The sequence below is a fragment of the Akkermansia muciniphila genome (genome assembly GCF_900184965.1).
GTDB lineage: Bacteria > Verrucomicrobiota > Verrucomicrobiia > Verrucomicrobiales > Akkermansiaceae > Akkermansia > Akkermansia muciniphila_A.
Genome location: NZ_FXYA01000199.1, coordinates 1 through 26,246, shown reverse-complemented (window position 1 = coordinate 26,246; position 26,246 = coordinate 1). Strand labels below are relative to the sequence as shown.

Annotated in this window: 31 protein-coding genes and 1 tRNA gene; 21 read left to right on the top strand and 11 right to left on the bottom strand. The window is 54.2% G+C overall.

The window, feature by feature from the left end; genetic code table 11:
- Positions 1 to 127 precede the first annotated feature (127 nt).
- The 6 genes from CI070_RS07355 to CI070_RS07330 form a co-directional block, all read right to left on the bottom strand.
- Entirely contained in the window at positions 128 to 598 is a 471-nt protein-coding gene (locus CI070_RS07355; protein ID WP_094136386.1) for a L,D-transpeptidase, read from the bottom strand.
- A 27-nt stretch (positions 599 to 625) separates the two neighbouring features.
- Complete coding sequence (locus CI070_RS07350; protein WP_094136385.1) at positions 626 to 1,081, bottom strand: low molecular weight protein arginine phosphatase; 456 nt, start codon at positions 1,079 to 1,081, stop codon at positions 626 to 628.
- Positions 1,078 to 2,568 carry a hypothetical protein gene (locus CI070_RS07345; protein ID WP_094136384.1) on the bottom strand — a complete coding sequence of 497 codons (1,491 nt, stop codon included), beginning with the start codon at positions 2,566 to 2,568 and terminating at the stop codon, positions 1,078 to 1,080. Before CI070_RS07345 ends, CI070_RS07350 begins: the two co-directional genes overlap by 4 nt.
- On the bottom strand, positions 2,565 to 3,503 hold the full coding sequence (locus CI070_RS07340; RefSeq protein WP_094136383.1) for a phosphotransferase: 939 nt from the start codon (positions 3,501 to 3,503) through the stop codon (positions 2,565 to 2,567). Before CI070_RS07340 ends, CI070_RS07345 begins: the two co-directional genes overlap by 4 nt.
- A gap of 98 nt (positions 3,504 to 3,601) precedes the next feature.
- On the bottom strand, positions 3,602 to 4,825 hold the full coding sequence (gene trpB, locus CI070_RS07335; RefSeq protein ID WP_094136503.1) for a tryptophan synthase subunit beta: 1,224 nt from the start codon (positions 4,823 to 4,825) through the stop codon (positions 3,602 to 3,604).
- 162 nt (positions 4,826 to 4,987) lie between these two features.
- A complete protein-coding gene (locus CI070_RS07330; RefSeq protein ID WP_094136382.1) occupies positions 4,988 to 5,422 on the bottom strand; it encodes a MarR family winged helix-turn-helix transcriptional regulator in 435 nt (144 codons plus the stop codon).
- 878 nt (positions 5,423 to 6,300) lie between these two features.
- On the opposite strand from CI070_RS07330, the gene CI070_RS13950 reads away from it, so the two are divergent.
- Entirely contained in the window at positions 6,301 to 6,699 is a 399-nt protein-coding gene (locus CI070_RS13950; RefSeq protein WP_143247136.1) for a hypothetical protein, read from the top strand.
- On the opposite strand, the gene CI070_RS07325 is transcribed toward CI070_RS13950, so the two are convergent.
- Positions 6,677 to 7,186, bottom strand: coding sequence for a ferritin (locus CI070_RS07325; RefSeq protein WP_179218388.1), 510 nt, complete (start codon positions 7,184 to 7,186; stop codon positions 6,677 to 6,679). The two genes, CI070_RS13950 and CI070_RS07325, sit on opposite strands and share 23 nt — an antisense overlap.
- A gap of 104 nt (positions 7,187 to 7,290) precedes the next feature.
- The gene (locus CI070_RS07320) at positions 7,291 to 8,934 is read right to left on the bottom strand and encodes a hypothetical protein (RefSeq protein ID WP_094136380.1); all 1,644 of its coding nucleotides are present in this window, start codon (positions 8,932 to 8,934) and stop codon (positions 7,291 to 7,293) included.
- A gap of 144 nt (positions 8,935 to 9,078) precedes the next feature.
- Between CI070_RS07320 and CI070_RS07315 the strand changes: the two genes are divergently transcribed.
- From CI070_RS07315 to CI070_RS07305, 3 genes are all read left to right on the top strand, one after another.
- A complete protein-coding gene (locus CI070_RS07315; protein ID WP_094136379.1) occupies positions 9,079 to 9,549 on the top strand; it encodes an Atu1372/SO_1960 family protein in 471 nt (156 codons plus the stop codon).
- A 69-nt stretch (positions 9,550 to 9,618) separates the two neighbouring features.
- Positions 9,619 to 9,701 (top strand) — tRNA-Leu (locus CI070_RS07310).
- A 134-nt stretch (positions 9,702 to 9,835) separates the two neighbouring features.
- A complete protein-coding gene (locus tag CI070_RS07305; protein WP_065529037.1) occupies positions 9,836 to 11,125 on the top strand; it encodes a tyrosine-type recombinase/integrase in 1,290 nt (429 codons plus the stop codon).
- A gap of 65 nt (positions 11,126 to 11,190) precedes the next feature.
- Here CI070_RS07305 and CI070_RS07300 read toward each other — a convergent pair whose 3' ends face one another.
- Both CI070_RS07300 and CI070_RS07295 read right to left on the bottom strand, forming a co-directional pair.
- Positions 11,191 to 11,550 carry a DNA cytosine methyltransferase gene (locus tag CI070_RS07300; protein WP_094136378.1) on the bottom strand — a complete coding sequence of 120 codons (360 nt, stop codon included), beginning with the start codon at positions 11,548 to 11,550 and terminating at the stop codon, positions 11,191 to 11,193.
- A gap of 65 nt (positions 11,551 to 11,615) precedes the next feature.
- On the bottom strand, positions 11,616 to 12,416 hold the full coding sequence (locus CI070_RS07295) for a LexA family protein (protein ID WP_084042702.1): 801 nt from the start codon (positions 12,414 to 12,416) through the stop codon (positions 11,616 to 11,618).
- Between the two features lie 129 nt (positions 12,417 to 12,545).
- Between CI070_RS07295 and CI070_RS07290 the strand changes: the two genes are divergently transcribed.
- Complete coding sequence (locus CI070_RS07290; RefSeq protein WP_065529045.1) at positions 12,546 to 12,740, top strand: hypothetical protein; 195 nt, start codon at positions 12,546 to 12,548, stop codon at positions 12,738 to 12,740.
- Entirely contained in the window at positions 12,737 to 13,000 is a 264-nt protein-coding gene (locus CI070_RS13575) for a hypothetical protein (RefSeq protein WP_065529046.1), read from the top strand. The genes CI070_RS07290 and CI070_RS13575 overlap by 4 nt, the downstream gene beginning before the upstream one ends.
- Here the strand turns inward: CI070_RS13575 and CI070_RS14590 are convergent.
- On the bottom strand, positions 12,960 to 13,166 hold the full coding sequence (locus CI070_RS14590) for a DUF4177 domain-containing protein (protein ID WP_084042703.1): 207 nt from the start codon (positions 13,164 to 13,166) through the stop codon (positions 12,960 to 12,962). The two genes, CI070_RS13575 and CI070_RS14590, sit on opposite strands and share 41 nt — an antisense overlap.
- Positions 13,167 to 13,365: 199 nt before the next feature.
- On the opposite strand from CI070_RS14590, the gene CI070_RS13120 reads away from it, so the two are divergent.
- The 15 genes from CI070_RS13120 to CI070_RS07210 all read left to right on the top strand — a co-directional run.
- Complete coding sequence (locus CI070_RS13120) at positions 13,366 to 13,773, top strand: hypothetical protein (protein WP_143245607.1); 408 nt, start codon at positions 13,366 to 13,368, stop codon at positions 13,771 to 13,773.
- Positions 13,774 to 13,901: 128 nt separating this feature from the next.
- On the top strand, positions 13,902 to 14,099 hold the full coding sequence (locus tag CI070_RS07275) for a hypothetical protein (RefSeq protein ID WP_065529048.1): 198 nt from the start codon (positions 13,902 to 13,904) through the stop codon (positions 14,097 to 14,099).
- 2 nt (positions 14,100 to 14,101) lie between these two features.
- The gene (locus CI070_RS07270) at positions 14,102 to 14,491 is read left to right on the top strand and encodes a hypothetical protein (protein ID WP_094167845.1); all 390 of its coding nucleotides are present in this window, start codon (positions 14,102 to 14,104) and stop codon (positions 14,489 to 14,491) included.
- Between the two features lie 73 nt (positions 14,492 to 14,564).
- The gene (locus CI070_RS07265; RefSeq protein ID WP_157759310.1) at positions 14,565 to 15,557 is read left to right on the top strand and encodes an ATP-binding protein; all 993 of its coding nucleotides are present in this window, start codon (positions 14,565 to 14,567) and stop codon (positions 15,555 to 15,557) included.
- Positions 15,548 to 16,717, top strand: coding sequence for a DUF2800 domain-containing protein (locus CI070_RS07260; protein ID WP_143245606.1), 1,170 nt, complete (start codon positions 15,548 to 15,550; stop codon positions 16,715 to 16,717). Before CI070_RS07265 ends, CI070_RS07260 begins: the two co-directional genes overlap by 10 nt.
- 5 nt (positions 16,718 to 16,722) lie before the next feature.
- A complete protein-coding gene (locus CI070_RS07255) occupies positions 16,723 to 17,274 on the top strand; it encodes a hypothetical protein (RefSeq protein ID WP_065529051.1) in 552 nt (183 codons plus the stop codon).
- A 6-nt stretch (positions 17,275 to 17,280) separates the two neighbouring features.
- Positions 17,281 to 17,583: a hypothetical protein gene (locus CI070_RS07250; protein WP_094136376.1), complete on the top strand. Its 303-nt coding sequence runs from the start codon at positions 17,281 to 17,283 to the stop codon at positions 17,581 to 17,583.
- Positions 17,580 to 17,996, top strand: coding sequence for a RusA family crossover junction endodeoxyribonuclease (locus tag CI070_RS07245; protein ID WP_094136375.1), 417 nt, complete (start codon positions 17,580 to 17,582; stop codon positions 17,994 to 17,996). The genes CI070_RS07250 and CI070_RS07245 overlap by 4 nt, the downstream gene beginning before the upstream one ends.
- 44 nt (positions 17,997 to 18,040) lie before the next feature.
- The gene (locus CI070_RS07240; RefSeq protein WP_094136374.1) at positions 18,041 to 18,802 is read left to right on the top strand and encodes a hypothetical protein; all 762 of its coding nucleotides are present in this window, start codon (positions 18,041 to 18,043) and stop codon (positions 18,800 to 18,802) included.
- A 20-nt stretch (positions 18,803 to 18,822) separates the two neighbouring features.
- Complete coding sequence (locus CI070_RS07235; protein WP_065529057.1) at positions 18,823 to 20,172, top strand: replicative DNA helicase; 1,350 nt, start codon at positions 18,823 to 18,825, stop codon at positions 20,170 to 20,172.
- Complete coding sequence (locus CI070_RS07230) at positions 20,169 to 20,459, top strand: hypothetical protein (RefSeq protein ID WP_094136373.1); 291 nt, start codon at positions 20,169 to 20,171, stop codon at positions 20,457 to 20,459. The genes CI070_RS07235 and CI070_RS07230 overlap by 4 nt, the downstream gene beginning before the upstream one ends.
- Positions 20,460 to 20,493: 34 nt before the next feature.
- Positions 20,494 to 22,020: a hypothetical protein gene (locus tag CI070_RS07225; RefSeq protein ID WP_094175325.1), complete on the top strand. Its 1,527-nt coding sequence runs from the start codon at positions 20,494 to 20,496 to the stop codon at positions 22,018 to 22,020.
- A 160-nt stretch (positions 22,021 to 22,180) separates the two neighbouring features.
- Positions 22,181 to 22,672, top strand: a complete 492-nt coding sequence (locus tag CI070_RS07220) for a hypothetical protein (protein WP_094136372.1) — start codon at positions 22,181 to 22,183, stop codon at positions 22,670 to 22,672.
- A complete protein-coding gene (locus CI070_RS07215; protein ID WP_094136371.1) occupies positions 22,656 to 24,071 on the top strand; it encodes a hypothetical protein in 1,416 nt (471 codons plus the stop codon). The genes CI070_RS07220 and CI070_RS07215 overlap by 17 nt, the downstream gene beginning before the upstream one ends.
- A 56-nt stretch (positions 24,072 to 24,127) precedes the next feature.
- A partial coding sequence (locus CI070_RS07210; RefSeq protein WP_179218387.1) for a hypothetical protein occupies positions 24,128 to 26,246 on the top strand: 2,119 nt, incomplete at its 3' end.

Genomic DNA, 26,246 nt, shown 5'->3' with positions numbered 1-26,246 from the left:
TATGGAACAGGAAGACGGCAGCCAAATACCGATACCTTCATACTTTATACATCCCAAGAGAGCCTTTGTTCAATTATTTTCCTTTTCCGCGAATAACTTTTTTAGATTGTGTCTAAAAAAGAACGGATTAACATTGAATGAACACGTCCATTCCTTCTTCCGCCAGAGCAAAAAGCGCCAGCATATCCCTGGGGGAAAGGCGTATGCAGCCATGGGAAGCCGGGGTGCCCAGCAGTTCCGTATCGTTGGTGCCGTGGATGTAAATATAACGGCTCCGGGTATTGGCGTTATGCGGTTCCAGCCCGTCCAGCCACAGAATGCGGGTCAGGATGAAGTCGGAATGTTCATCCATACTTTTCGGGATGGCGGCGGGATAGCGGCCTGCCGGAAGGCGTGAGATGAAAATAGTATCCTCCGGTTCTCCGTCCCCGATTTTTTTGCAGATGCGGAGATGTCCTGTGGGGGTTTTCCCGGAACCTTCTTTATAGCCTGCACCCGCTTTCCCGCTGGAGACGGGGCAGCGGAGCAGGATTTTTCCGGATTTTTCCAGCACCAGTTCCTGGCAGGACAGATTAATGCGTATGGAAGAGGGAGCCATGACAGGGAGGAAGGAGTCAAAGAGGAGTTACTCCTGTTGTTCCATCCGGGCGATGATGGCCTGAATGGCGGTGGTCAGTTGCTGCGCTACTTTGTTGTAGGCTGCCTGTCCGCAGCCGATGGGATCGGCGATGCCGCGGTTGCCCGTGTAGCAGGTGACCAGCCTGACTTTATCCGCATATTCGGGGAAATTGGCAAGCAGGGCGGCCAGGTGGCTCTCCGTCATGGCATAGACATCTGTGGCGTTTTTCATCAGTTCATCCGTAACAGGACGGCTTTCATGGCTGGAGAGGTTGACGCCATGTTCCCGGAGGACGTGAAGCGTTTCCGGGCTGGCCTCCTGCCCGGGCCATGCGGCAGTTCCTGCGGAACCGGCCTGCCATTCCGGATGGCGCGAGGAAAGTTTCCGGAACAGGCCTTCCGCCATGGGGCTGCGGCAGGTGTTGCCGGTGCAGATGAAGAGGATATGCTTACGCTGTGTCATGAGTCGGTGCGTTCTCTTTTGGAGTGATGGGGGATAGGTACTTCGTTGGGTTCCTGGTACAGGTTGTCCTGGGGCAGTACATGGCCGGCGCCGCTGCCTGCCGACGATGGAGCGTCGTCGTCTTCCTCGTCTTCATCCTCAGCATCGCGGGAGGGGGGGGAGAGCTGGGGGAACAGGCTGCACGCCAAGGCTACGCACAATATCGCCGTTACGGGAGTCATGACCGGGAACCATAGATCATGAGCGGAAAAGAGATACCATGCGATGAAGGGAACGAACAGGATACAGAGACCCCAGGTGATGAAGCGCCCTCTGCGTTGAAAACGCAAAGCCCATACTGACAGAAGCAGGACATCCAGAACGATGATCCACTGTACCCAGGCAGGGGCTACGGGTATCAGAATGGCAGGGGCAGGGGCAAGCGCTCCCATGATGCTGCGGACAGTCTGCGCCGCCAGAAGGGATTGCGCGTCCGGCGTGTCGGAAAGGGCGGAGGGTTCGGAAACGAGTACCGCGTCCGCAGAGGAAAGCAGTTTTCTGACGGCAGTGGTATCCGGCGGACGCAGGCCGGACATGACGGGGACGATCACTTCCTTGGTGTCCAGAATGGTGGGGCTGCTGTTTGCCGCCAGGGGGATGCGGCCGTATTTATCTAATGGAATGGAGCGTTTGCCGCCCAGAAAAAGGGTGTCTCCCGGAATGATTCTGACATCGCCGGGTTTCAGGTCCAGGGCATTCAGAGCGGCGACCAGGGGAAGAGTGGGAATGATATCCCCGCCCCAGCGGATAAAAAGCGGCGGGGAGACCCTGTTTTCCGGAGAAGGGGAAAACAGATCGTTATTTTCCACAACGGTTCCCAGGGAGGGGGCTGACGTGGTTATTTGCGGAGGTTCCCCTACGAACCTGTCCGCGCGCGGGAACTGGTCCGTCTTTCCTGCGATATTGGGGGCGGGAATAACCAGGTCTTTCCAATCCGGCGGGAGGGGGGCATGGCGGGAGGACTCGCTCATCTGCCGTCCCAGAGCCTTGTGGCGGAAGCGGTCCAGTTCATATCCCACGGCGGCTTTGACGATGTTGTCCGGCTTTTCTTCCCAGGTCATGGGTGACATTACGTAAACATTCCTGGCTCCCTGTTCATACAGGTGCCGGAACAGCACCGTGTAATCCATGGGATTGGGAGGATAGGCGGCAAAACTGTTCAGTGATGATTCCCGGTGCAGGGAAACCACAGGGAGCTGGGATGTCTGCCCTTTGTTGAAATAATCGTAGGGCTGGAGGACGATGCTGCTTTCCGTATTCAATCCTTCGGGGCGAATGGTTTGGTATTTCCCTGCCAGAAAACGTTCCGCCGCCTGTTCATAACAGAAAATGGTAGGAGAAAGAAGCGCATACCCCAGAATCCAGCCCAGCCCCAGGGAAATCTGGAACAGGGACAGGACAAGCAGGAATTTGGGGGGAAGCTTCATCAGCAGGACTGGGAAAATCATGCTAGCATAGCAGCCAGCGGTTCTGCAAGCGTGGAGCCTGGCAGAAGCCTCCGCAGGTGTTCCAGCCCGGCGGGAATCTGATCCAGATACCAGGTTTTCCCCTGGTTGCGGCCGATATTGGCGTAAGCGCCCAGCATCTGCATAATCCGCTGGAGGGCGCAGGCGCGGAAAATGCGGTGATCTATGGAGTGAGCGGAGATATTTTCCCACTCCCTGAGCAATTCATCCGTTTGTTCCGGTTCCAGACGGGCGTAGCCGTCATAGACCAGGGAAGCCAGATCATATTCCGGACGTCCGCCGCGCATGCCTTGAAAATCAATCAGCCAGGTTTTTCCCGCGTGGATATGCACGTTCTGGGACTGGCTGTCCCGGTGGATGGGGCATTCCGGAAGGGCTGCCAGAAACTGCGCCTGCTCTTTCAGGGCGGGATGGTTCAGGAAAGAAGCCGTTTCCAGCCCCAGATGGGCGCCCAGGAAATGTTCGGCGAAATAGGACTGTTCCCAGAGGTACAGAGCCTCGTCAAAAGCGGGCTGGAGGGAGAATTCCTCCGGAAACGGGCAGGAGTGAAGCAGATGGAGTTGTTCCATAGCCCGGATGTAACGCAGGCGCAGGGAAGACCAGGGTTCTTTCCGGAAAGCCAGCAGGTTGGCGTCTCCCAGGTCTTCCACCAGGGCGGCTCCGCAGCCGGGGCCAAGAGGTTCGTAATCGTAAATTTCCGGAACGTTGACACCGTGGGCGTGCAGATGCCGGGCTGCGGGAATGAAGGAATCATTGTCCGAACGGTCATTTCCCCACTGGATGCCGATGCATGTGCGGCCGTCAACATGGATGCGGACGATCGTACGGCCGGAGGCTCCCAAAACCAGGGGGCGGAAATCTTCCTGACGCGGAATAATGTGAAAACTCCGGTGAACCAGACGGGACAATTCTTTCATGAAAAGGAGGCGTGGAGGCGGTAAGAGCCTTGCGGAAAGAATGGCGGATGAAGGATGACAGCGTCCTTCATCCGCCGAACATGGGGAAAGGCAGGCAATCAGGCGGGGAACTGGCGGTCTTCCCCATAGCCGTAATGCTCTACGACGTAATCCACATCCTTGTCTCCGCGGCCGGAGCAGTTTACCAGAATGGCGCCGCCTCTGTTTTCCCGGGCCCACTTCATGGCATACGCGATAGCATGGGAGCTTTCCAGAGCGGGAATAATCCCTTCGTAACGGGAGAGTTTGAAGAAGGCGTCCACGGCTTCCTCGTCTGTGGCGGTGACATAGTTAACGCGGCCGATGTCGTGCAGATAGGCATGCTCCGGCCCTACGGAAGGATAATCCAGACCGCTGGCTACGGAATGGACCGGTCCCGGATTGCCGTCTTCGTCCTGAAGCATGATGCTCTCAAACCCGTGCAGTACTCCCTTGCTTCCATAGGAGATGGAGGCGGAATGATCCCCAAGCCTGGGGCCTTTGCCGAGGGGTTCTACGCCATAAATATCCAACGGATCTCCCAGGAAGGCGGTAAACATGCCCATGGAATTGCTGCCGCCGCCCACGCAGGCGCAGACAGCGTCCGGCAGAAGCCCCGTCATTTCCAGGAATTGTTCCCGGGCTTCCACGCCGATGCACATTTGAAAATCACGCACCATTTGAGGGAAGGGATGGGGGCCAACCACGGAACCGATGCAGTAAATGGAATCCTGGTAACTGTTCAGGTAAGATTCAAAAGCGGAATCCACGGCTTCCTTCAGGCTTTGGAGGCCGTGCGTGACAGGCACCACCTTGGCGCCCAGAATTTTCATGCGGGTGACGTTCGGAGCCTGTTTGGCGATATCTATCGCACCCATGTGGATTTCACATTCCAAGCCGAAGAAGGCGGCAGCCGTAGCCAGCGCCACGCCATGCTGGCCGGCGCCCGTCTCCGCGATAATGCGCTTCTTGCCCATGTATTTGGCCAGGAGGCCTTCCCCCATGCAATGGTTGAGCTTGTGGGCGCCTGTATGGTTCAGGTCTTCTCTCTTCAGGTAAATTTGAGCGGTGCCCAGATGGCGGGAAAGGCGCTCGCAGTGGTAAACCGGGGTGGGGCGCCCCTGAAACTGTTTGCGGATGCGCCGCAGTTCATTAATGAACTGGGCGGAGTGGGCTATCGTCTGGTAGGCTTCCGTAATTTCTTCAAAGGCGGGAACCAGCTCGTCCGGCAGGTAAACGCCGCCGTATTCGCCAAAGCGGCCCTGGGCGTCTGGAAAATTGCGTAAATAGGTATGGAGATCCATGGTCTGTTGCATTCGTGACGGCCAGTATTTAACACGATGCCACAGTTCAGGCAAAAACAATCTCCCCGGAAGCCTTTTAAAAAAGAAAGGAAAAGAAAAAGTCTTTTCCCGGAACAGAGGAACGGTTTTTCCGTAAGGGCAGGGAGAGGAAACAATCGGAAATCAGGCCAAACGGCGCTTTCTGATGGATTTTCCGGTATCGGCAAGCGTCTGGCGTGCGTCCGGATCCGCTCCAGCCATCAGGGCTGCCAGATCCCGAACGATATTCTGGCGCATGCGTCCCACCAGGTCGCGCCCTTCCTGAGTGATGGCGACCATGATTTTGCGGCGGTCTTTGGCCGCGCTCATGCGTTTCAGGTAGCCCATTTCCTGTAATTTATCCACCATCCCGGTAGCGGCCGCGGTAGAATGCCCCATTTTCAGGGCAATGCTGGACATGCTCAGAAAATCTTCGCTGGCCAGATAAGTCAGCAGGAAAAACTGGGGGTAGGAAACCTTGCCCTCATTCAATTCTGAAGAAAGATTCAGAATGCAGGAACGTTGCGTGAACAGGATGAAATCCGCCAGCTTGTTTGCTTCTTCAGAAATGGAGCTCATGATTGTTGTGAATGTATGGGAGTATTGATAGCGATACCCGCCCGGAGACTCGCCGGCGGTTCGGCCAACCTACCGCCGCGTCCTTCTGCGGGCAAGTCAAAAATATAAATTTTTATTAAAATTTTACATTTGCGGATAATAAGCATTTTGATGGTATTTGGAATACAATATGTTGACTGTTAATAGAATGGATATATTTTGAATATAGAATGTGAATAACATGTTGAAAATAGATGTAAACTATTGAAAAACGTTAGTTTTTTACAAAACTTCCGGGAATCCGAAGCAAATCTGGCATAAAGAGGCGTTGCAGCATGACAAGCCTGGATTGGAGAGAGCTCTTGTGCAGAGGATTTTCATGGGAAATAAAGACTTGCCGGACGAAAATTTTATACAGCAGGAAGCAATATTTTCCTGTCCTTGAGGCAGACTTGGAACCTCTGCGTGTCTGCCGGAAGATTAGGAAAGGAAGTTTGCCGTCGAAACCTTTCTTTCAGGGCTCCTTCCTGCCGCAGGGGGGGCTTTGCGGTGATATTGACCTATGACGCGCATTGGCGCGTAAAGGCAGGATAAAACCTTTTTAAACGGTCTTAAAGGGGGAGAAAAAGTCAAATGGAAATTACCCTGCCGCGCTGATGGAGCAAGCGCTGTCACGGGGCCGGCTTGAGAGTTATGCTCCGCTCTTGAGAGAGAAAAAATTGCTTCTTCCCCAAAAGTCAAAGGCAGGCGGAAGTAATAGGAGAAGTGTTCAGGGAGACGAAAAAAGATTGCCGGGTTTCTAAGAGATTACCTGAAAGGCTCCTATTATCTGGAACGGCCTATTTTTGAAAACGGAGCAGTAGAAATGAAAGGTCCGGGCACATCACCCGCACTCGTTAATGCGCTATTACAAGGACGCAGCATTTTCTACCGGAACGGTGCGTAAAAGGCCAGTTACGCCGTCCATGCTCATATTCTGGACATTCCTCACGATTCCGCACAACGGAAAATTGTGTGATCCGCTGGTCTATTTCCTGAAAAAAGAAAGACGGCATTGCTTGCCGTTTTTCAGCCCGGCAATACAACAACGCCAGCTGCTTGAATCATTGCAGGCAGAAAATCATGGAATAAAGCATTATTACCGGCAACATCATTGCATGCCGCCAATCTTATGCCTGTATCCGCAAGGTATTTTATTCCTCCGCCATTCTCCGGCAAGTTCTCTCTGGAACTCTTTTTTAGAGAATGGGCGGAGGCGGAGAACAATAGTAATGATTAGTTGGCGGGAGGCGGCGTAAAGGTGCGGGCTGACAGGTCTTTGTCCAGAAGCAGCATTCCCTGTCCTTCTCCCTTGATCATGCGCAATTTGCTGATGATGTCCTTGACGGTTTCTTCCTCTTCCACCTGTTCGGTGACAAACCATTGCAGGAAAATATCCGTGGCGAAATCCCGCTCTTCCTTGGCAAGGTGCACCAAGTCGTTGATGCGGCGCGTGACCTCCTGTTCGTGGGACAGCGTTTCTTCAAAAATTTCAAGAATATTGGACCAGTTCGCATCCGGCGCGTCTATGGAAAGCATTGTAACCTGACCTCCGCGGGAAAGAAGGAAATCATAAAATTTCAGCGCATGAGCGGTTTCTTCCTGATATTGAATGCGCATCCAGTGGGAAAAACCCGTCAAACCGGCATCCTGAAGATAGGCGGACATGGCCAGGTAAAGGTTGGCTGAATACATTTCCCATTTGATTTGCTCATTAAGAGCAGCTGCCATTGTTGTACTGATCATATTGTAAAATCCTGTTGATTTTTCCCACTTCTACAAAACAAAGTCCGCAGAATCAAGATAATCCTGCGGACTGTATGACGGGAAGGGAGATATAAGGGAAGGCGTCAGGCTTTTGCGGAAACTTCCTCCGGAATATTATCTTCAGGAAGTTCTTCCGCCGGAACAGAGGGCAGCCCCTCAGGTTCCGTAATCACGCTGTTTTCTTCAGATGCTTCCTCCTGGGCGGGCATTGCCCCGGAAGGAGAGGCAGCCGTCTGTTTTTCTGGTGCAGCGGAGCCCGTTGCCGGCGCGTCCTGTCCCTTCTCTTCCGGTTTCCGTTTTTCCTTGGGGGTCTTCTTGGGAGAAGTCGCTTGGGTGGAAACGGTTTTTGGGCGGCTGACGGTGTTATTGGAGAAAACCAAGATATAGCCCTGTTCAGACAGCCAGAGCAGGTCGCGAACCAAATTCTGCTGTTTTTCCATGGCCTGGGCTATTTCCTCTTCCGTGGCCTTTTCCTGTTCCGGGACGGGGGCCAGCTCTTTAAGCATGACGTCGACGCCTTTGCCGGGATTATTGGCCGCCCAGGTGGCAATGGACATCAGGGAATCTGATAAGACGGTGCCTTCTTCCATGGCCTTGGGGCGCGCCGGGCCGGTGTAATGGTTGCCTTTCCACTTGAAAATAGGCATATGATGCCGGGCTAACCCGTGGCAAAGGTTTGGAATCAGCATGCTGGGATGGCGGCGGGTGGTGCCGGATAATTGGATCAGGTGCGCCCACAGACCGGGGGAGAGGTGGTTTTTCTTCACGGCGCCGTTGACGAACACCTTATCCGTAACGTCATAGCACTCGTCAAAATGGTTGGATTCGAAATCCTGTTCTACCGCGGCAGGGGATTCCAGAAGCGCCTCGGAGGCTCCTTCACGAAGGGGCTTCCAGGCGGTGCGTTTGGAAACGGCTGCCTGCCATGCCTGGACAGCTTCTTCGCTCTTGTCCGTCACAATCTTGGAACGGAAAGCCTCAAAAGGCATATTGGCAAATTTGGTGCGATGCAGATTCATCAGGGCGGACTGGTAGCCGTGCCAGTTGACGGGGCCTACCAGCTCGTTGTTCAGGGAACATTTGGCAATGGCTTTGAAATCTCCTTTTGGAGCTTCCACTTCCTGTTCTACGGATTCGTAATACTTGGGCATCCAGGAGGACTGCCAGAGGTGTTTGACGGCCTCCTGCCGGGAAATAAAGCAGGCGCCGTCTCCATGCTTGCAATGATACAAATCCGGGCCGTTTTCCTGCTTCATGAATACCAGGTCATAACGGTCGTAGGAGCCCATGACAACCTTGGCAAGATCCAGCAGGGAAATGGTGCGGCGGTGTTTCTGTACTTCCTGGTGCAAGGCGGCCAGCCCGGAATCTACGGGGCGCAGCTCCACGCGCAGACCTTCCGTCGGTTCCGCCACGGCGGAGCGGAGCGTCTGATCGCGGCGGTTGCGGAAGGAGCCGCGCGTGCGGTCTTCCCGGTTAAACCTTCTTTCGCCGCTTTGGCCGTCAACGCGACGTTCCCCCCGGGGCTGGCGTCCTTCGCGGTTGTCGCGCCGCGGGCGGCGGTCGCCTCCCTGCCTGTCGCCGAATCTGCGTTCCGTGTAGGATGCAGGCCGTTCCTGACGGGCTCCAGGTCTCGCCCAGGCCGGACCAAATTGAAAGTCGGCCAAGCCGGAAAGATCCGGAATCTGCTGCTTGGGGTCTGTGGAGGGAGTTTCGTCGGTCATCATGTACGGGTTGTTTCAATAGCAACTAAATGAGGGGGATGGCAATCATTTTACGTGCAAACAGACCGAAAATTGTTCAAAATGTCATGAAAGGCATCTGGAAATGCAAATATTTCCGGTGTATCCTTTCAATTCAACTTCTGTCAAATGCTCTATATGGATAAAATACGTCAACGACTTTCCGACCTTGGGTACGCCATTTACGATGCTCCCGCTCCCGTAGGCTCCTATGTGCAATGTGTACGCACGGGCAACCTGCTTCACCTCTCCGGCGGCATTTCCGTGAACGGGGAAGACAAATACTTTGGCAAAGTAGGGCAGGATCTGACGGTGGAAGAAGGGCAGGCCGCTGCGCGCGCCGCTATGTTAAACCGTCTGGCCGTCATCGTGCAGGCGGTAGGTTCTCTGGAAAAAGTATCCAGAATCGTGGCCGTGAACGGATTTGTGAATGCCGGACCGGATTTTTATGACCATCCCAAGGTGCTGAATGGCGCGTCCGACCTGCTGGTGGAAGCCTTTGGAGAAATTGGCCGCCACAGCCGCACGGCGGTAGGCGTATCCGCCCTGCCGCTCAATGTAGCGGTGGAAATCAGCATGGTGGTGGAGGTCCGTGATTAATATTTAAAAATCGGAAGGGATTCGTGCTTGAATCCCGGCGGCATTCCTGTAGAGTGCCGTCCGGTCAATGCCCTCGTGGCGGAATGGTAGACGCTGCAGACTTAAAATCTGTTGTCCGCAAGGACGTACCGGTTCGAGTCCGGTCGGGGGTACTTCTTTAAATAACAATGAATTATGTAAATTAAAGGCTCGCTTTTGGCGGGCCTTTTTTGTTTTCAAATATGCTGAATTTACCCCTTTTTGCTTGTATCTCCGGTCAAAAATAGTTACCCAGTAGTTACCCGGGATGGAAGAGAAACGGAAAAAGAAAGCGGCTCCTTTGACGCCTGTAAAAGATGTTTCCCGTGAAAAGATGGGGAAAGCCTGCTGGCGCCTCTCAATTCCCGCCTCCTTTTCGGAATCCGGAAAGAGGGAACAGCGGTTTTATCCCTCCTATAAAAAAGCATTGGCGGCGGCCGGGGAAATCAAGCTTGGAAAAGTGGCTGTGGATGCCGGGATTGTTGAATTAACCCAAGCTCAGGCGGTAGAAGCTTTATCTGCGCTGGATATTTTGGAGGGCTCTGGAATAGGGTTGGTGGATGCTTGCCGACTCGTGAAAAGAATGCAGGAAGCCGGGATAGGAGATATAGCCGAAATAGAGCATGCTTTCAAATTGGGAGCCGCACAGATACGGCATGAAAAGAAGTCTCCTTCCTGGAGTGAAGCCGCTTGGGAAATGGTTCGTGTGAAGGAAAAAATCACAAGGCGGCGTGAGCGTACCTTGCAACAAATTCGGTATATGATTCGTCGCATGGAGAAACGATGTCCCGATTTTTGTGTGCGCCCCATTGGAGGCATCACAGGAGAGGAATGTCGTGCGGCGTTTGGCAGGGCTTTTGATTCACCGATTCAGCAGGATAAAGCGAGAGTAGTCTTTTCCGGCGTCTGGACGCTCGCTATGAAGCGTGGATGGGCTCTTTCCAATCCGACCCGCATGCTTGATGCGTTAAAGACGCAGGAGCGGGAAATCAGGGCATTGACGCCTGAAGAAGTAGAACGATTGCTGCTCGCTTGCCGACCGCCTTTGCCGGATGATTCTTCCCAGTTGGATTTGACATCCGTTCAACCTGCCGTGGCGATACTTGTTTTTGCCGGTATTCGCCCAGAAGAATTGATGCGGTTAACGTGGGAAGACGTATCTTTCGAGGATGGCGTTATTACTGTCAGGGCTGCAGCTTCCAAAACAGGGGGAGCAAGGCATGTGACGGTCTGCGAGGCTTTGCGGGCATGGTTGTCCCTGGTTCCGGGGAAGGAACGCAAGGGGGCTATTATTCCGGAATATTGGCGCTCCCGGTGGGAAGCAGTCAGAAAGCGGGCAGGGTGGGGGAAGAAAAAGCCTTGGCCTAAAGATGTATTGCGTCACACTTTTGCCAGCTACCACGCGAAAACCTATGCAGACTTTGGAAAGCTCCAAATGGAAATGGGACACCGTTCCGCCGAACTTCTACGTAATAGATACACCAATATGGTTGGACTTACCGGAGAGATGGCGAAACAGTTTTGGAAGTTGAAACCAAGTTTAGGTAATCAAATTTAATAGAAAAGGATCATGTTTCCCAGTCTTGAGGAGTTGGGGTATCCGATTGACTTCTTAATTCTTTTCTATGTTGTAATTCTTGAGCCATTTGCACCATCTTTTCCTATGTTTTTTCCTGCTACAGAAAAATCTGGACATGGTGGTCCACCAATGAAACCGATTAGCTTTTTTTCTCGTTCGTCATAAGTCGGGAATGAATGATGCCACACATCATCCGATAGGTATTCCCTAATATCTCTATCACTATATCCATAAACAGGCAGATGTCCACTATTTTTCCGTGCATACTGATATGCCTGTAGAAACCGTTTGTTATATTCGTTTACGAAGACGATATTGAACCCTGCATTCTCAAATCCTAAATCTAAAAGACCTAATCCCGAGAAAAAAGAAAACACTTCTACATCTATTTTTTCCACTCCCATAATAATTCCCTTCGCTCAACCTCCATTTTCAAAGAAGAACTCTTGTGTGAACTTCTTGAAACTACTTAAACTTTCTCCCAGCGTTCCAGCGTCTCCACGTACACGCCGGAGATTTTGCCGCCGTCCATTGGTTCGATGTCTCCGAAGGCAAGGTTGATGGGATGGAGGGTGTATTCCATTTTGCCGGTTTCCGGGTTTTTCCTGCGGACCAGTTTTTTGAGCGTCACGCCGCGTTCATCATGGTATTGAACAATGGTTCCGGGTTTGGGGATAGGGGGGATGGTGTATTTTTTCATGATGACTACGGAGCCGTCCGGAATGGAAGGTTCCATAGAGTGACCGTTCACGCGCAGCAGGTATTCCCCTTTTTCCAGTTCACGGTATAGCCGGATGTCCTGCGGGATGGTGTCTCCATCCGCCAGGTTGCCGGCGGCAATGTTGCCGATGATTTGTCCCTGGGCTTCCAAGGGGGGGGCTGTGAATGTTTTTACCGGGGTAAATTTCTTACGAGCAGCTTCTTTTTCTTTGGCGGCGTTTTGAAGGGCTATGTCTGCAAACTCTTTGAGCGCGTTACGGAAGGCGCTGTTGATAAATTCCATGAACGTTTGCTGGGTGGCGGTCATGGCTGCGCTTATTACCTCCCATTCCTCGTCCGTGAAATCAATCTCCACTTGGGGAGGAATGGGGGAAATTTTATCCGTCATGAGACGCTGAATGATGAGGAGGGCTTTTGAGGGAACTTTACGAGAGACACTCAACCAGAGATCAACAGTCCTTTTATCGACTCCACATTGTTCCGCGAGCCATTCGCGGGATTTTCCGGAGTCCTTGAGCCATTTTTTTATGTCTTCCTTAGTCGGTGTCATACGTTGATATTACTACATTTTGTTGATATTGCAACATTAAAAAATGAATCAATATCAACAAATGCAGAATAATTTTCTTGCGAAACGTAGACGTTCGCAGTAATTTGTGTTCATCAAACGTAACACGCCATGTACTCAATCATCAAATTCAGCGAAATGGAGGACGGCATCAAGAACTGTCTGCTGGCCTATGCCGAACAAGGAATACGTCCCAAAGAAGTAATGAAGTCCCTTCTTATCCGAGAAGCTCAAAGGCTTGGGTTTGTACTAACCACGGCCCGCGATCTCCCCCGCTCGAAGAACCCCAAGAAGCCGGTAGCATGAACAAAAACCAAACGATAGTCAACCTGCTCATTGAGCTGGATAAAATGCTCAAAGTCGAAACCATACAGGACGCCAATCCATGTTTCAGCTTCAATGAACCTGAAGATAAAATTCTCCGGGCGAAATACGCAGGGAGAATTTACGGAGCCCGGAGGCTTTTAGGATTGAGCCTCGCCTGTAAGCCGGGGGGATTACTAAAAGAGGAAGAAAAAGATAAGTTTACCTCTCTTCTAGAGAAGGCTCAGGAATCTCTCTTTTGAATAAGAACACCAAGGATGGATCTCCGTGCAATTTTTCAGAAATAGGATAAATAGCCGACACAAGTTCCCATTCATCTTTTCCTTGATTATTAAGAACTTCTATATGCTTTTCCCATACGTCCTTATTGTGGTTTACTGCCAAGTATTTATATTCGAATTTAGCCATAACCAAGCAATAGCAATTTTACATTAAGTTATCAATATCAAACGCCCCGGTACGAAGAATTTAGCCATTAACCGTTCAAAGCCGAAAGGCAGGGGCATCATCAAAGAAATCTACGGCCTAATGGAAGAAGCCCTGATCGAAGAATTGAAGCTGCTCGGCTAGTATGAGCTTTAACCCGGTTTAACAAACGATAAATACCATGCAAAAGAAATTATTAGAAACAGTCTACGATGGTTTTGAAAACAAGCCGTCCCCCGAAAACCCTTTTCTTCCGGGCGATATTGTACAGTTCACCTACGAAGATGATTCCATGTTGTATGAGGTCTATCAGGCCAGGCTTGATAGAGTCCTGTTGATTCCTCAAGGGACTTACTGCACAGATGCGCCAGCCTGGACGCTTAAACTGGTGCAGAGGGATCCCACTGTATTGAATAGAAGGGGAGGGCATGCCCGTGTCCGTATTGGGCATGCTTTATCCTTTCATACTCAAAAGCAGGAACAATGTATTGCTCTTGTCCATCGGGGGGGCCTGTTGAAATGGTTGCCACGGTTGTTTCCTGCCCTCTTGGCGGTTCTATTCGTATTTGGTCGAGGAAAGCACAGATAACTTCATCCGGCCGCCAATATCCGTGAATTCCGAAAACTTCTTTAGGCTCAACCCAGCGATAAGAATAAAATTCTATTTTCGAACGCATAACTTTAACAAACTAAAACGAGATAAACAAGAAATCAACAATGAAAAAAATGACGAACGAACAATACTGGATGCTCCGCGACCGTGCCTCGAAAATGGAGGTTCTTTACGGTTGCCCGTTGAACTTTCCGGAAAACGCTCTCAAGCCCCGGCCCGGTATCGTACAGAACCTTGTCTTTTCCGCTCTGCTGGTTGGTGCCTTCACGATTGTTTATTTTATTTACATTAACATTAAGTAATTATGAACCAAGACCATAGGTTGCCTGAACAAGTGGTCAGAGACATTTCAAAAGGATTAGCTGATGTCCTGTCTCAATCATGGCCTAAAAACGCCGATGCCACATTTGCCGGTGCACCTCAAATCAACATCAATATCACTGCTCCCCCGTTGCCGTCCCGGCTGGTAAGGCTCTCCAAGTTTGCACAATGCGGACTATTTGCCAAAGGTTCTGAACCGAGCCGGGCTATGTTGGAAAGCGCCGACGGTAAAAAACTGCTTCCGATTGTCAAATGTGGCGGAGTGCTTTACGTGGACCTGAATCGGGTTACAACCGCCATTATTGAACAACTCTCTGATACAACGACCGGAAAGCGCTACCGCAAAACCGGCTCGTTCAATGCAAATCTCTAACTACCTGAAAAAAGATGGCCGGGGCCAGCAGGAACTGACACCCGACCTGAATACAGTCAAACAAGGAAATAATATGAACCTATTACAAAACATCAAGCGCGGAGTGCAGCAGCGGCCGCAGCGTGTCATCATCTACGGGCCGGAAGGCGTGGGAAAATCCACGCTGGCGGCGGGGCTGCCCGCCCCTGTTCTGCTGGACACGGAACAGGGATCTTCCCACATCGACGTAGCCCGGCTGGATTGCCGGAGCTACGGAGACGTAATCAATGCGATAGAAGAATTGACGCAGGGCGGGCACGAATTCCGGACGGTCATCATTGATTCCATAGACTGGTGCGAGCGTTTGTTTGTGAACGCCTTCATCAGGGAACACAATAAGCGGGCCAACGCCTCCCTGAAATCCATTGAAGATTTTGGATACGGCAAGGGGTACAAGATGATAGAGCCTGTGGCCATGGATCTCTTGTCACGCCTCAACGCGTTGATGAGCGCAGGAATGAATGTGGTGCTGGTGGGACACTCCCGCCGCGTCAAATTTGAAATGCCGGAAACCGCCGGAGCCTACGACAAGCATGAACTGAACCTTTCCAAATTCGTTGCCCCGCTGGTCAAGGAATGGGCTGACGCCATGCTCTTCTGCAACTTTGTTGTAACAGTCCAGGACGGCAAGGGGCATGGAGGCAACCAACGCATGGTTTACACTTCTCCTTCCGCCCCGTGGGAAGCCAAAAACCGGCACGGGATGCCCGCCGTGATGGCGATGGACGCCGGGGAAATCTCCCGCCTGCTGTTTGGAGAGGGCTGCGGATCTTCCGGGAACGCTCCGGACGGCGAAAAGCAGGCGCCGCCTCCGGCCGCATCCGCGGGAGATCGTCAGGCGGATGCCCTGGCCGCGGTGATTGACCACGCAAAAGACGCCCTCGCCTTCATGATCAGCCGCGGAATCATTACTGCCGGACAAGGGCTGGAAGAAGTCCCGGCGGAATATGCCGCCCGGATTTTGAAAACTCCCGCCCGGTTCAATAACTCCGTAAAAGAATTCATGGAAGGAGGGGCGTGCCGATGAAACCCGTCACCTGCATCAACGTCGCCCGCGAAACCGGGCATGCCGTCCTCTCCCTGGACGGAGTGGAATACGCCGTCAACCTGGACGACCTGCAAAAAATCCTCTCTGACATTGCCGCCCCCCGTCCGGCACCGTCCACGGAATTATTGAGGCCGTCCCTGCTCCCCAAGCTGGCGCAATGTCCCTGCTTCATCTCCTCCCCCGACGCGGGGGAAGCGGCCCAGAGGGGAACCCGGATGGACGCCGCCTTCCGGGATCTGCTCATGGGCGTGGACGAATTCAGGGCGTGTGAACACCTGCAAGCCGATGAAAAGAAATCCATCCTTTGGGCAGTGAAAACGGTCCGGACGCTCTGCTCCGGAGAAGAGGTCATTGCCGACAAAAACCGTTGCGCCTTCCCGCAATGGCACCCCCGAGTGACAGGCGGGGAAGCGGACTGCCTCTGCCCCGCGCTGGGCAAACTCTTCGACCTCAAAAGCGGCCAAATCCGCAACTACTGGGAACAGCAGGCCTCTTATGCGAAATCCTTCATGGAACGGGAATTCTTGGATGAAATCACCTGCCACCTCCTCTTCTGCGACCAGCAGCAAATCGTCACCCGGAAATTCACCTACCGGGAAGCAATCTCCATCGTCAACGACGTGGTGGACTCCGTGGACCGCGGCGGTGGGCCGCGCCTCTGCGACTACTGCGGCTGGTGCGCCTCGCAGGACACCTGTCCGCTGCGGAACCGGGCGGCGCAGGAAATGCTGTCCCTGGCGGAAACCGGAACGCTGGAAGCGAGCTTTGCCGAAATCGCGGAAAACCCTTCCAGGCTGGCGGAATTCGTCACCAAGGCCGGAATCCTGGAATCCTATGCCAAAAAAGGAAAAGAAAAAATCCTCGACTACCTCAACAACGGAACGGAAGTCCCCGGATTCAGGCGCGTCTCCCGGAAAGGCACGGACACCGTCGCTCCGGAAGACGTGGCCAAATACGCCACCTGGATTGGCGTGCCGAAACTCCTGAAATCCTATGGACCGCTCAAGGCGGACGTCTTCCGCGCCCTGTTCGCGGAAGCCCTGCCGGAACAACAATTCCCGGAAGAACTGGTCAGGACGGGGGCCGGATCCTCCTACGTCAAAAAAATCTCCGTCTCCAAAACCACAACCAACAAATAACCATTATGTTTAGCTATATTTCAGAAGGCGAGCCCGGCGAATACGGATTCCTCCCCGCGGGCGTCTATGAAGGAAAAATAGTCAAGATGGAAGAAGGAATTTCCCAGGGAGCCAAAACGCGGGGATGCCCACAGCTGGCTGTCCACATCAGGGCCTTTGGTCCTGAAGGGGCGGCGACGGTGCGTCACTACCTGACCGCCTCGAAAGACCTGGCCTGGAAAATCGACCTGTTCGTTAAAAACGTAACCGGGAAGGTATTTGAGGCAGGCCAGCAGGTCATCATCAACCCGGCGGAATACCTCGGCAAGCCCTGCTACGTCCGGCTCAGCGTCAAACGGGGAGACAAGCCCAGGGCGGACGGGAGTTATCCCGAATTCAGCAACTGCGAAGACGTGCTGGGGCCGGACGAAGCCCGGGCCATCATGGCGGCGCAGGACAGGGTAGCGGCGGGGCGCGGCAGCGCGTCCCTGCCTCCGCGCCCGGCGGATCTGCCGGCCAACAACCACATGAGCGCCACGGCGGGACCGCCGACGGAAGAAGACGAAATCCCCTTCTAATCAACAATGATGAGCGCGCGAACGGAACACGAAAAAGAAACCATCCTGGAATCCGTCCGCATGGCCTTTGATGAATTCGACGACTACGAAGACATCAGGCGCCAGGCGGCGGAAGACGAATCCGATTTCAGCCTCTCCATCAGTGTCAAAATCCCTGACGGGGAACAGAAAGTCTGTGTGAAAGTGTCAGGCTCCATCAAGAAAACAGCTGTGGCGAATGCCTGGTTTGAGGACGACGGCCAGCTGAAGCTGGACTTCGACGCCGAATCCCAGGCCCGGGAAATAGAAAGGAATTCGAAAGCGTCATGAACAAGCCGATGACCATCATGCTGCCGATCGTTCCCCCGACGAAAACGCACCAGAACAAAAAAATCGTCCATATCGGGGAACACGCCAAACTGGCGGACACGAAAGAATTGAAACTGGTCATCAGCGATTACCTGACTCTGCTGAAACCTTATCAACCGGCCCGGCCCCTGACGGGGCCGGTCTCCCTGAAACTGGCTTTCGTCTGGCCCTACCGCAAAAGCGAGCCGAAAAAAAAACGGATCGGGCTCATTCCGAAAACGACCAAACCGGACTGGGACAACCTGGCCAAAACCCTGCAGGATGTCATGACCCGGTTGAGATTTTGGGAAGATGACGCCCAGGTCTATTCCGCAAGCGTGGATAAATGGTGGGGTGAAGAGCCGCAAATAACAATCACCGTGCAAGAAGATTGAATCCTGTGGATGAACTACAACCCCCAACTGACGCTTTTTTTATTATGGAATTCATCAATATCCCAACAGCCTTGTTTTCCAGCCCCGAATATATCGGGGCGGAACCCATACAGCGCGCCACCTGGATCTCTCTGCTGGCCTGGTGCTGCGAACAGGAAAACGGCGGCATTATTGAGGGTTGCCGCTCCTGGGGCATGCGCCGCTGGATGCAGACCTGCGGCGTGACGGATCAGGAAATCAGCGTGGAAAACGAACTCTACCACTTTGACGGCGACAATCTCGTCGTATTCGGCTATCCGCATGAAATTCAGGCAAGCGTGCAAACGCGCCGGAAGGCCGCCCGTGAAAATGGAAAACTTGGGGGGAGACCCAGGAAAACCGACATTGGAACCAGTGTAGAAACCGAAAAGGAAACCCACGAAAAACCAACGTCAGTTATTTCCGAAAACCCAGAAGAAACCCAGTCGGTTTTTTTTAATAACCCAGACATAACCCATGAAGAAACCGTAAGGAAGGAAGGGAAGGAAGGAATTCACCCCCTTACCCCCTCTCCATGCACCGTGGAGGAAGTCGAAGCTCATTTGCAGGCCGCGGCTTTTGCGGGGCGTGTGCGTTTGGCTCCCGACCAGATACCGGACTGCGCCACGGCCTACTGGGGAAGCAGGGACGCCGTCAACTGGACCCGCAACGGCATCCCCGTGACCAAATGGCAATCCGACGCCATCAGCTTCGCCACCAGCTACGTCCTCAACCATCCGCCGCCTCCTGAAAACGGAGACCCCTATTCGAACCTTCAGGACCTCTAACCCCCAACAACTTCAACAACATGATCGACTCGCAGACACTCATTGACGCCGAAAAACTGGTGCTCTCCCAGGCAATGGACGGCGCCCAGGCATTGGCGGACCTCCGGGACAAGGGCATCAGCCGCCAGACATTCGGCCTCCCGGCGCACCAGCAAATCTGGACGGCCCTGGAAACCGTCGCCGGCACGGGAGGAACCGTGGACGCCCTCACCGTCATCGCCCGCCTTGAAGCCCAGGGCCAGCTTGACGCCGTGGGAGGACACGCCGGAGTTGTGGAAACGGCCACCTACGGAGCCCTTGCCCGGTACAAAACCGCCGCCGCCCTGGAAATGGTCACGGAAGCCGCCAAAAAACATGCGCTGCTCGCGTTTGCCACCCGGATGGCGGAAGCTGCCGGCGATCAGCTCAAAAGCGCGGAAGAAGCCCTTGATGAAGCCGAGCGCGGCATGTCCGCCCTGCGGGACCGGTGCGGAGTCCGCCAGACCGAAACCATCTGCGGGGCCGTGGGAGCCATCATTGAAAACCTGCAATGGCGCATGAACAACCCTGGAGCCATCAAAGGGATTTCCTCCGGATACCGCCGCCTGGACCTGACCCTGGACGGCCTGCAGCCCGGAGCCATGATCGTGCTCGCCGCCCGGCCCGGAGTCGGGAAAACCGCCGCCCTGGTCAACATCCTCACCAACATCTGCCTTGAGGGAACCCCCGTGGGCATGTTCAGCCTGGAAATGCCGAAATCCCAGCTCCTGGAACGTGTCCTCTACGGCATGGCCGGCATCAACTCCGACGACATCCGCCGCGGAAAGCCGATGACGGTCGGACAGCAGCAGCATTTCACGGCCGCCGTCAGGAAAATCACGGCCGCTCCGTTGCACATCGACGACGAAAGCTCCCTCACCATTGACAGCATCAGAGCCCGCGGCCGCCGGATGGTCCGGGAACACGGCGTCAAATGCATCGGCGTGGACTACCTGCAGCTGGTGCGCTCCACGACCCAGCAGGCCCGGGGAAGCCGGGAACGGGAAGTCTCGGAAATCTCCGCCGGCCTCAAATCCCTGGCCAAGGAACTCAATATCCCCGTCCTGGTGCTGGCCCAGCTCAACCGCGACGTCGAAAAAAGAGCCGGGAACGCCCAGGGCAAACCGGTCGTTTCCGACCTTCGCGACTCCGGATCCATTGAGCAGGACGCGGACCAGATCATCATGATCCACCGCCCCTACATGTACAAGCCCGACAAGCACGACCCCTCGGAAGCGCAGTGGATCATCGGCAAAAACAGATTCGGACGGCTGGGGCGTATTCAATTCCGCTGGACGGCAGAACTCACAAAATACGAAGAAGAGCCCAATTACCCCGTCAATAAATCATGAAAAAACTGGACATTATTACTCAACCCTGCGGATCTCATGCCTTGAGAATATCCCTTTATTTGGGACCCAAGCGCAAAAGAATGAGAATTTGTATCGGATTGGAAACACACGATTACATGGAAGCCCAGCGCCGAGCATTGCTTCTTCTCCGCTATAATAAACGCCTTGGAATTTATGACCGGGAAATCCCGGAAGAATCGGAAATTACATATCCTGAAAAAACGGATGACTTACCCTTGTCTCGGGACGACAATGAAATTCAAAGCGAAAATGGTAACTCCCGTTGACATATTCCGGCGCAAAAAAATAGATGCTCGCCCCATGTCCACACGCGAACGGGCCATGCTGCCCGCCGCGGAACGGGTGAATTCCATTTTTACGGCGGACGTTGAAAAAGCGCAGTTCCTGCAACGTCTCGCCAACATGCTTGACGACTTTTTATCCGGCAAAAAGCAGGAGATCATACTTCCGGACGGTACGTCAACAACGGTGGGCGTGATGCAGGGGAAGGCCGACTTCATAGCCAAGGCCCGCGCTTTTATGGCCGCAGAAGGAATGGCAGCGGATGCGGGAGATAACCGCATTACCAACATCGGCGCCCGTTCCCGCTTGTCTCTAATTTTTGATACGATGACCCGCTGCTGTTACGGGCAGGCCCGCTGGGAAAGCGGCATGACCCCGGAAATGCTCTACGCCTACCCGGCGTGGCGTTTCGTCCGGCATCCGGGTGCCAGGATGCCCCGGCCTTTACATGTACTCAATGAAGGAGCCGTCCGGCTTAAGACGGACTTCCAATTTTGGGCCGTCGAGATGAATTCTCCGGCGATAGGCGGCTTCCTGCTGCCCTGGCCTTTGTACGGCTTCAACTCATGGATGGATATTGAAAGCGTATCTCGAGCCGAGTGTATCAGATCTGGCCTGATTGCTCCCGACTGGGTTCCCGGCCCGGTGGATATGTCCTGTTTCGGAGCAACGCTGCCGGAGCGTCTTATGAACCGGTCGGCCTCCGTCCAGAAAGTGAAAGACCCGGCTCTTGCCGCCCGGCTTCGGGAGAGCCTTAAAAAGCGCTTCGGATTGGATGCCTTGGACAGGGACGGACGGCTTGCCATCCCGGCCCATGACCTCGCCCGGCGCATAGAGAACCAGGACGGGAACGGATATATTCCTGACGCTCCCCCCGTGCAGATGATGCTCAACATGGACATGGTGTCCAAAGTAGGGGACAAGATCAATCTCCCCAAGTCCGGCATCAGCCGTAAAGTCCGTACCGCCGTCAACCGTGCGGTCAGTTCCATCGATGCCGTACACACGGACGGCCCGCTCCCACAAGCCCACATTAGCCAGACTCCCGGAATGAAAGTCCTGGGGAGCTTCAACCCTTGGGAACCGAACGCCCCTATTGCCATTTCCAACGCCGGGGAATATCCGGATTTGACCACCTGCCACGAGATAGGCCATTATGTCGATCTGTGGGGGCTCGGCAAGGGACAGTGCCAGTACCGGCTTGGGATGATTCCCAGCGAGATGGAAAAAGAGAAGCGTTCAAAGTATGGCTCCGAGCATTCTCCGGAAATGGACGAACTCATGAATGTGATCATGGAGTCCCCCACGCTCTCCATCATCCGCAGTATTCCCGGCAGGTACTACCGCTACCTTGAGAGTCGCCGTGAGTGCTTCGCCCGCGCCTATGCTCAATTCATTGCCGTGGAATCCCGCGACAAAACCCTTATCAAGCAACTTAACCGCCAACGCCAAGAAAGGAACCTCAATCAATGGACGATCAAGGAATTCAGACCCATACGGAACGCTTTCAGAAACTTATTCATGAAAAAAGGCTGGATGAAGTAACCGCAGAGCTCTTCACCCTCATTGACCGGGGGGAATTGACGTGGGACGACGTCTATCGCCATTTTCACTTTCTCCCGGGCCTCATGAATGACCCCAGCCTTGAGGACGTGTATTACTGCACCCATGCCCCGGAAGACGGGGAAGAACCCCACCACTTGGAATGAAGAAAAAATCCACCATTCCGCCGAAGAGAACAGGACGCCCGACCAAATATACGGACGCCTTGGCGGATGAAATATGCAGACGCATTGCCGAAGGGGAAATGTTGATGCAGATTGTACGGGACGAGCACATGCCGGAACGTAAGACAGTTTATAACTGGATGAATGAGCATGACGACTTTTTACGCAACTACGCGCGCGCGTGCGAGATGTCGGCGGATGCCTTGGTGGAAAAGGGACTGGAAATACTTGACGGAAGCAGCCCCGATTGTGCGCAGATGGACAAAAATAGAGCCGAATACCGTAAATGGCTGGCCGGGAAGAGAAATGCCCGTTACGGGGAACGGCAGGCAGTGGAACTCACCGGGGCCAATGGGGGGCCTGTGGAGATGATCACGGAATACGACGAAGACAGAATAGCTTCCGTCATGGACAGAATTGAATCCATCCGCAGAAAGAGGGCGGAAGAAGAGAATGGCGGAACGGTGTGATGACATAGTATCCCGGTGCCGTTTACGGCTGGCTGAATTCGCCGTTGCCGTGCTGGGGCTGGACCCCTACGACTGGCAGATCAACACCTATGAGGACATTAACGATTACCGGCGCACGGCCGTTGTAGCGGCTAACGGTTCAGGCAAAACTGTTTCCCTGGTAGGTCCTGTTGTACTGTGGTGGCTGTATTGCTTTCCCCGCGGACGTGTTGTTCTTACGTCCGGTTCCTGGCGGCAGTTAAAAACCCAGCTCTGGCCCGCAATCCGTGCTTACCAGTCTCATCCGGCATTCCGGGGTTGGAAATGGAACCAGATGGAAATTTTGACTCCGGAAGGAGGCTTTACCTCTATATTTTCTACCAATGATGAACAGAAGGCGGAAGGGTATCACGCGACGGCGGCAACGCCTGTCCTTTATATCGTGGATGAAGCGAAAGGCGTTCAGGACGGTATTTTTGAGGCGGCGGACCGATGCACCGTCACCCGGTATCTGTATCTTTCTTCCCCCGGTTCCGCTATGGGGAAGCATTACCGCTGCTTTCACGACGAGGCCAAAAACTGGAGGCGAACCAGGGTTACGTCATACATGTGTCCCCACATCCGTCCGGAAAAACGTGCGGAAGACCTGGAAACCTACGGAGAATCCCATCCCCTCTACCGTTCCATGCATCTTGCGGAATGGACGGAAGGGGAAGACATGCTTGTCATTACTCCGGAACAACTGCGGCATGCGATAGACCATCCTCCGGCGTTCAGACCGGGCGGACAATGGGCCGCTTTAGATTTTGCCGCCGGTCGAGATGAAAATTCCATTGCTGTACGAGAAGGAAATCTTGTCAGCCTGGACCAGGCGTTTAGACAATCCAGCACGGTACAGGCCCGGCGCCGGATGGCAAACCGCCTCAAGGAACTCGGCATTAAGGCACATAATGCGTGGGGAGATTCGGACGGCCTGGGACTGCCTATCGTCCAGCAAATGGCCGAACCGGTTGAAAGCGGCGGGGACGGCTACCGTATCAAAGAGTTCCGAGGAGGATTGCCCGGGGAAGACCCGGAACATTATCTGAACACCATTTCCGAAGCGTGGATACTGGGAGCTCGCGACATCGTCAACGGAAAGATCCGCATTGATAAACTCGACCCGGTCACATTCCGCCAGATGACTACACGCCAGATGGAATGGGATCAGAAGGGCCGCCTCCGCGTCATGTCCAAAGAGGACATGCGGGGAAAGGGCTTGCATTCCCCGGACCGGGCCGATGTGATTTTCATGGCTATTTGGGCCGGCCGTTCCTCCCGTGGCATTTGGACGGAGGAAACGGATGTGTACACGCCTCCGGACACGGAAGGGTGGTATTATGACTCTTGGGCGGAAGGTCCTGTCTCTTGCGAAATTTGAAACTTATATCCAGTCCCGGTTATTTACGGATTTGAGGATTGCCGCATCATATTTTCATGAGGCAAGCCGCCAACTACAACATACACGCCACGGAATCCCTGCCGCAGTCTCTTGCGCTGCATTTTATTTCTCCATCCGGTGAGGATATGGACATCAGCGGCATGACGCTACGCGGCGCGGTAGTACAGGATGGGGTGATCATGCTGGACTGTGCCGTTACGGGGGCGAGTACGGCATTGGTGACATGGCCGAGGCTGGCCTCCGGATGCGGCGCTTATGATATTTTTCTGACCGACGCATCGGGCAAAGAATACCCCTTGTTGAAGGGAGCCGTGCATGTCGTGTCTCGCGTTACGCCTCCGGATGGAACGGAAGAGGCCGCAGCCGTAGCTGGTGCACTTGATGTCTCCATCCCCGAAACGGAAGACGGCTCCGTGACCATTGTGGAAAATCCGTCCATTGTGGTCGAGGAACTTGTACGACAGGCCGAAGCGGCCCGGGATGAAGCAAAGCGGTTTGTGGAAACGCTGGAAGGCCAGGTGAAAAGCGGGGAATTGGTCAATGAGGCTGTAGCAAATAAATTGCCGGCCGCGCTCAAGGATGCGGGAGTGGAATTGGAAGCCGCGACCGGGAAATCCACCTTGTCCAGCGGAGATGCCGCCGACATCTGGACCATCGTCGGAGGCTACGCGATGACGTGGGGAGACGAGATACTGGCCGGGCATCTGCCCGACAGCTGCCGCCTGACGAGTATTTCAACCGTGTATTTTTTCACCGACCCCGCCCTGAATCAGTATTGCCTGCGGATTTGGCGGCTGACGGACGGAGCTTACAGCCTGATTGGCACCTCCGCCTATGTGTCCAACCTGTCCAGCGGTCAGACGGCCACGTGGGTATTTACGCCGGGCGTTATATTGCAGCGCGGAGACAAAATCATCATCCAGGTGTGCGAGGGGACGGAGATGACGCCCTACGCTCTGGGCATGCACGCTGTCCTGACCCCTTCCGTCCCTGGGCGCGGTCTGGTGACGGAGGTGGCCAACCCGCCCACGGTGAATGGCACGATGGCCCCGCTGATGACCGTGGTGGTGGACTATGACGACGGCATCACCCTGGGAGGGATGGAGCTGGCCACCGCTAGGCAACTGGATAGCTTGGGACGGGATGTGCGGCAATCCTCCGCGATCGCCGAGGCTGCGGCGCGGACGGCTGGCCAGTCCGCCGCTACCGCGTCCACGTCTGCCTCCGATGCCGCAACATCTGCCACCGCTGCGGCCAACGCCGCGACGGCGGCCCAGCAGGCCCTTGAGGCCATGCCGCAGGTGGACGCCTCCGGCAACATGACGCTGGCCGGAGGTCTGACGGCGGCGGGGGCCGTCAACGCCAACGGAGGCATCAATATTCCGCTTGCCGTGGGGGCGGCGACGGATACGGCGGCAGTTAATCGCATGTATGCCGCAGGCATGGCCGGCGTGACGGGCCTTTTTACGCTGCCTGCTTATCTGGACACAGAAGCGATAACGGCGACGGGGACGGCGGCAACTACCGTTCTCATTCCCGGCCAGTATGCGCAGACGAACGTTCCGGCACGGACGCACAGCACGATTGTTCATTACTTTGCGGGTCCTAAAGGCCAGTGGAATTATTCCAGTTTCGCGGGTTTTGCCGTCCCCTGGCAATTAACGTCCGCGGGAAAATTGACCGTGGACCTGGGAAGAGGAAGCAAGACGACGCGGAAAGATTTAACGCTGGATTCTTACAGCATCATCCCCGGCAAAAATCTTGCTTACAATACCGGGGAAATGTTGGATATTACATTTTCCAATGTCAGGGACACAACCCGGAACGGATACGTCATCCGCGTGCGTGAAATCTACGCCGCCGAAACCAGCCGGAACTGGAAAGTAAAGACCACAACCAGCTTTATTCCTGCCTCGCAAAATGAGCCAATACCTTATCTTGTCAACAGGGTCATTTATCAGCAATTTGCGCCGCGGTCCTACAATGCAGGAGATTATGGTGAGGCTTACGGCTCATTGTATTTACTGACCGGGGGAGGGACCAGCCAGAATCTCTGGAAGATTGCCACGGTTCGCGGAGTGACTACTTTTGAAACGGGCACGGGATTTTCCGCCGTTGTGACGGATATACCGGGAATTTCCGGTGGATCTGTCA

Bases quoted from the DNA above. Each gene is read 5' to 3' on its own strand.
- CI070_RS07355 (WP_094136386.1), bottom strand. From the start codon at position 598: ATGGCTCCCTCTTCCATACGCATTAATCTGTCCTGCCAGGAACTGGTG.
- CI070_RS07350 (WP_094136385.1), bottom strand. From the start codon at position 1,081: ATGACACAGCGTAAGCATATCCTCTTCATCTGCACCGGCAACACCTGC.
- CI070_RS07345 (WP_094136384.1), bottom strand. From the start codon at position 2,568: ATGATTTTCCCAGTCCTGCTGATGAAGCTTCCCCCCAAATTCCTGCTT.
- CI070_RS07340 (WP_094136383.1), bottom strand. From the start codon at position 3,503: ATGAAAGAATTGTCCCGTCTGGTTCACCGGAGTTTTCACATTATTCCG.
- trpB (WP_094136503.1), bottom strand. From the start codon at position 4,825: ATGGATCTCCATACCTATTTACGCAATTTTCCAGACGCCCAGGGCCGC.
- CI070_RS07330 (WP_094136382.1), bottom strand. From the start codon at position 5,422: ATGAGCTCCATTTCTGAAGAAGCAAACAAGCTGGCGGATTTCATCCTG.
- CI070_RS13950 (WP_143247136.1), top strand. From the start codon at position 6,301: ATGCGCTATTACAAGGACGCAGCATTTTCTACCGGAACGGTGCGTAAA.
- CI070_RS07325 (WP_179218388.1), bottom strand. From the start codon at position 7,186: ATGATCAGTACAACAATGGCAGCTGCTCTTAATGAGCAAATCAAATGG.
- CI070_RS07320 (WP_094136380.1), bottom strand. From the start codon at position 8,934: ATGATGACCGACGAAACTCCCTCCACAGACCCCAAGCAGCAGATTCCG.
- CI070_RS07315 (WP_094136379.1), top strand. From the start codon at position 9,079: ATGCTCTATATGGATAAAATACGTCAACGACTTTCCGACCTTGGGTAC.
- CI070_RS07305 (WP_065529037.1), top strand. From the start codon at position 9,836: ATGGAAGAGAAACGGAAAAAGAAAGCGGCTCCTTTGACGCCTGTAAAA.
- CI070_RS07300 (WP_094136378.1), bottom strand. From the start codon at position 11,550: ATGGGAGTGGAAAAAATAGATGTAGAAGTGTTTTCTTTTTTCTCGGGA.
- CI070_RS07295 (WP_084042702.1), bottom strand. From the start codon at position 12,416: ATGACACCGACTAAGGAAGACATAAAAAAATGGCTCAAGGACTCCGGA.
- CI070_RS07290 (WP_065529045.1), top strand. From the start codon at position 12,546: ATGTACTCAATCATCAAATTCAGCGAAATGGAGGACGGCATCAAGAAC.
- CI070_RS13575 (WP_065529046.1), top strand. From the start codon at position 12,737: ATGAACAAAAACCAAACGATAGTCAACCTGCTCATTGAGCTGGATAAA.
- CI070_RS14590 (WP_084042703.1), bottom strand. From the start codon at position 13,166: ATGGCTAAATTCGAATATAAATACTTGGCAGTAAACCACAATAAGGAC.
- CI070_RS13120 (WP_143245607.1), top strand. From the start codon at position 13,366: ATGCAAAAGAAATTATTAGAAACAGTCTACGATGGTTTTGAAAACAAG.
- CI070_RS07275 (WP_065529048.1), top strand. From the start codon at position 13,902: ATGAAAAAAATGACGAACGAACAATACTGGATGCTCCGCGACCGTGCC.
- CI070_RS07270 (WP_094167845.1), top strand. From the start codon at position 14,102: ATGAACCAAGACCATAGGTTGCCTGAACAAGTGGTCAGAGACATTTCA.
- CI070_RS07265 (WP_157759310.1), top strand. From the start codon at position 14,565: ATGAACCTATTACAAAACATCAAGCGCGGAGTGCAGCAGCGGCCGCAG.
- CI070_RS07255 (WP_065529051.1), top strand. From the start codon at position 16,723: ATGTTTAGCTATATTTCAGAAGGCGAGCCCGGCGAATACGGATTCCTC.
- CI070_RS07250 (WP_094136376.1), top strand. From the start codon at position 17,281: ATGATGAGCGCGCGAACGGAACACGAAAAAGAAACCATCCTGGAATCC.
- CI070_RS07245 (WP_094136375.1), top strand. From the start codon at position 17,580: ATGAACAAGCCGATGACCATCATGCTGCCGATCGTTCCCCCGACGAAA.
- CI070_RS07240 (WP_094136374.1), top strand. From the start codon at position 18,041: ATGGAATTCATCAATATCCCAACAGCCTTGTTTTCCAGCCCCGAATAT.
- CI070_RS07235 (WP_065529057.1), top strand. From the start codon at position 18,823: ATGATCGACTCGCAGACACTCATTGACGCCGAAAAACTGGTGCTCTCC.
- CI070_RS07230 (WP_094136373.1), top strand. From the start codon at position 20,169: ATGAAAAAACTGGACATTATTACTCAACCCTGCGGATCTCATGCCTTG.
- CI070_RS07225 (WP_094175325.1), top strand. From the start codon at position 20,494: ATGTCCACACGCGAACGGGCCATGCTGCCCGCCGCGGAACGGGTGAAT.
- CI070_RS07220 (WP_094136372.1), top strand. From the start codon at position 22,181: ATGAAGAAAAAATCCACCATTCCGCCGAAGAGAACAGGACGCCCGACC.
- CI070_RS07215 (WP_094136371.1), top strand. From the start codon at position 22,656: ATGGCGGAACGGTGTGATGACATAGTATCCCGGTGCCGTTTACGGCTG.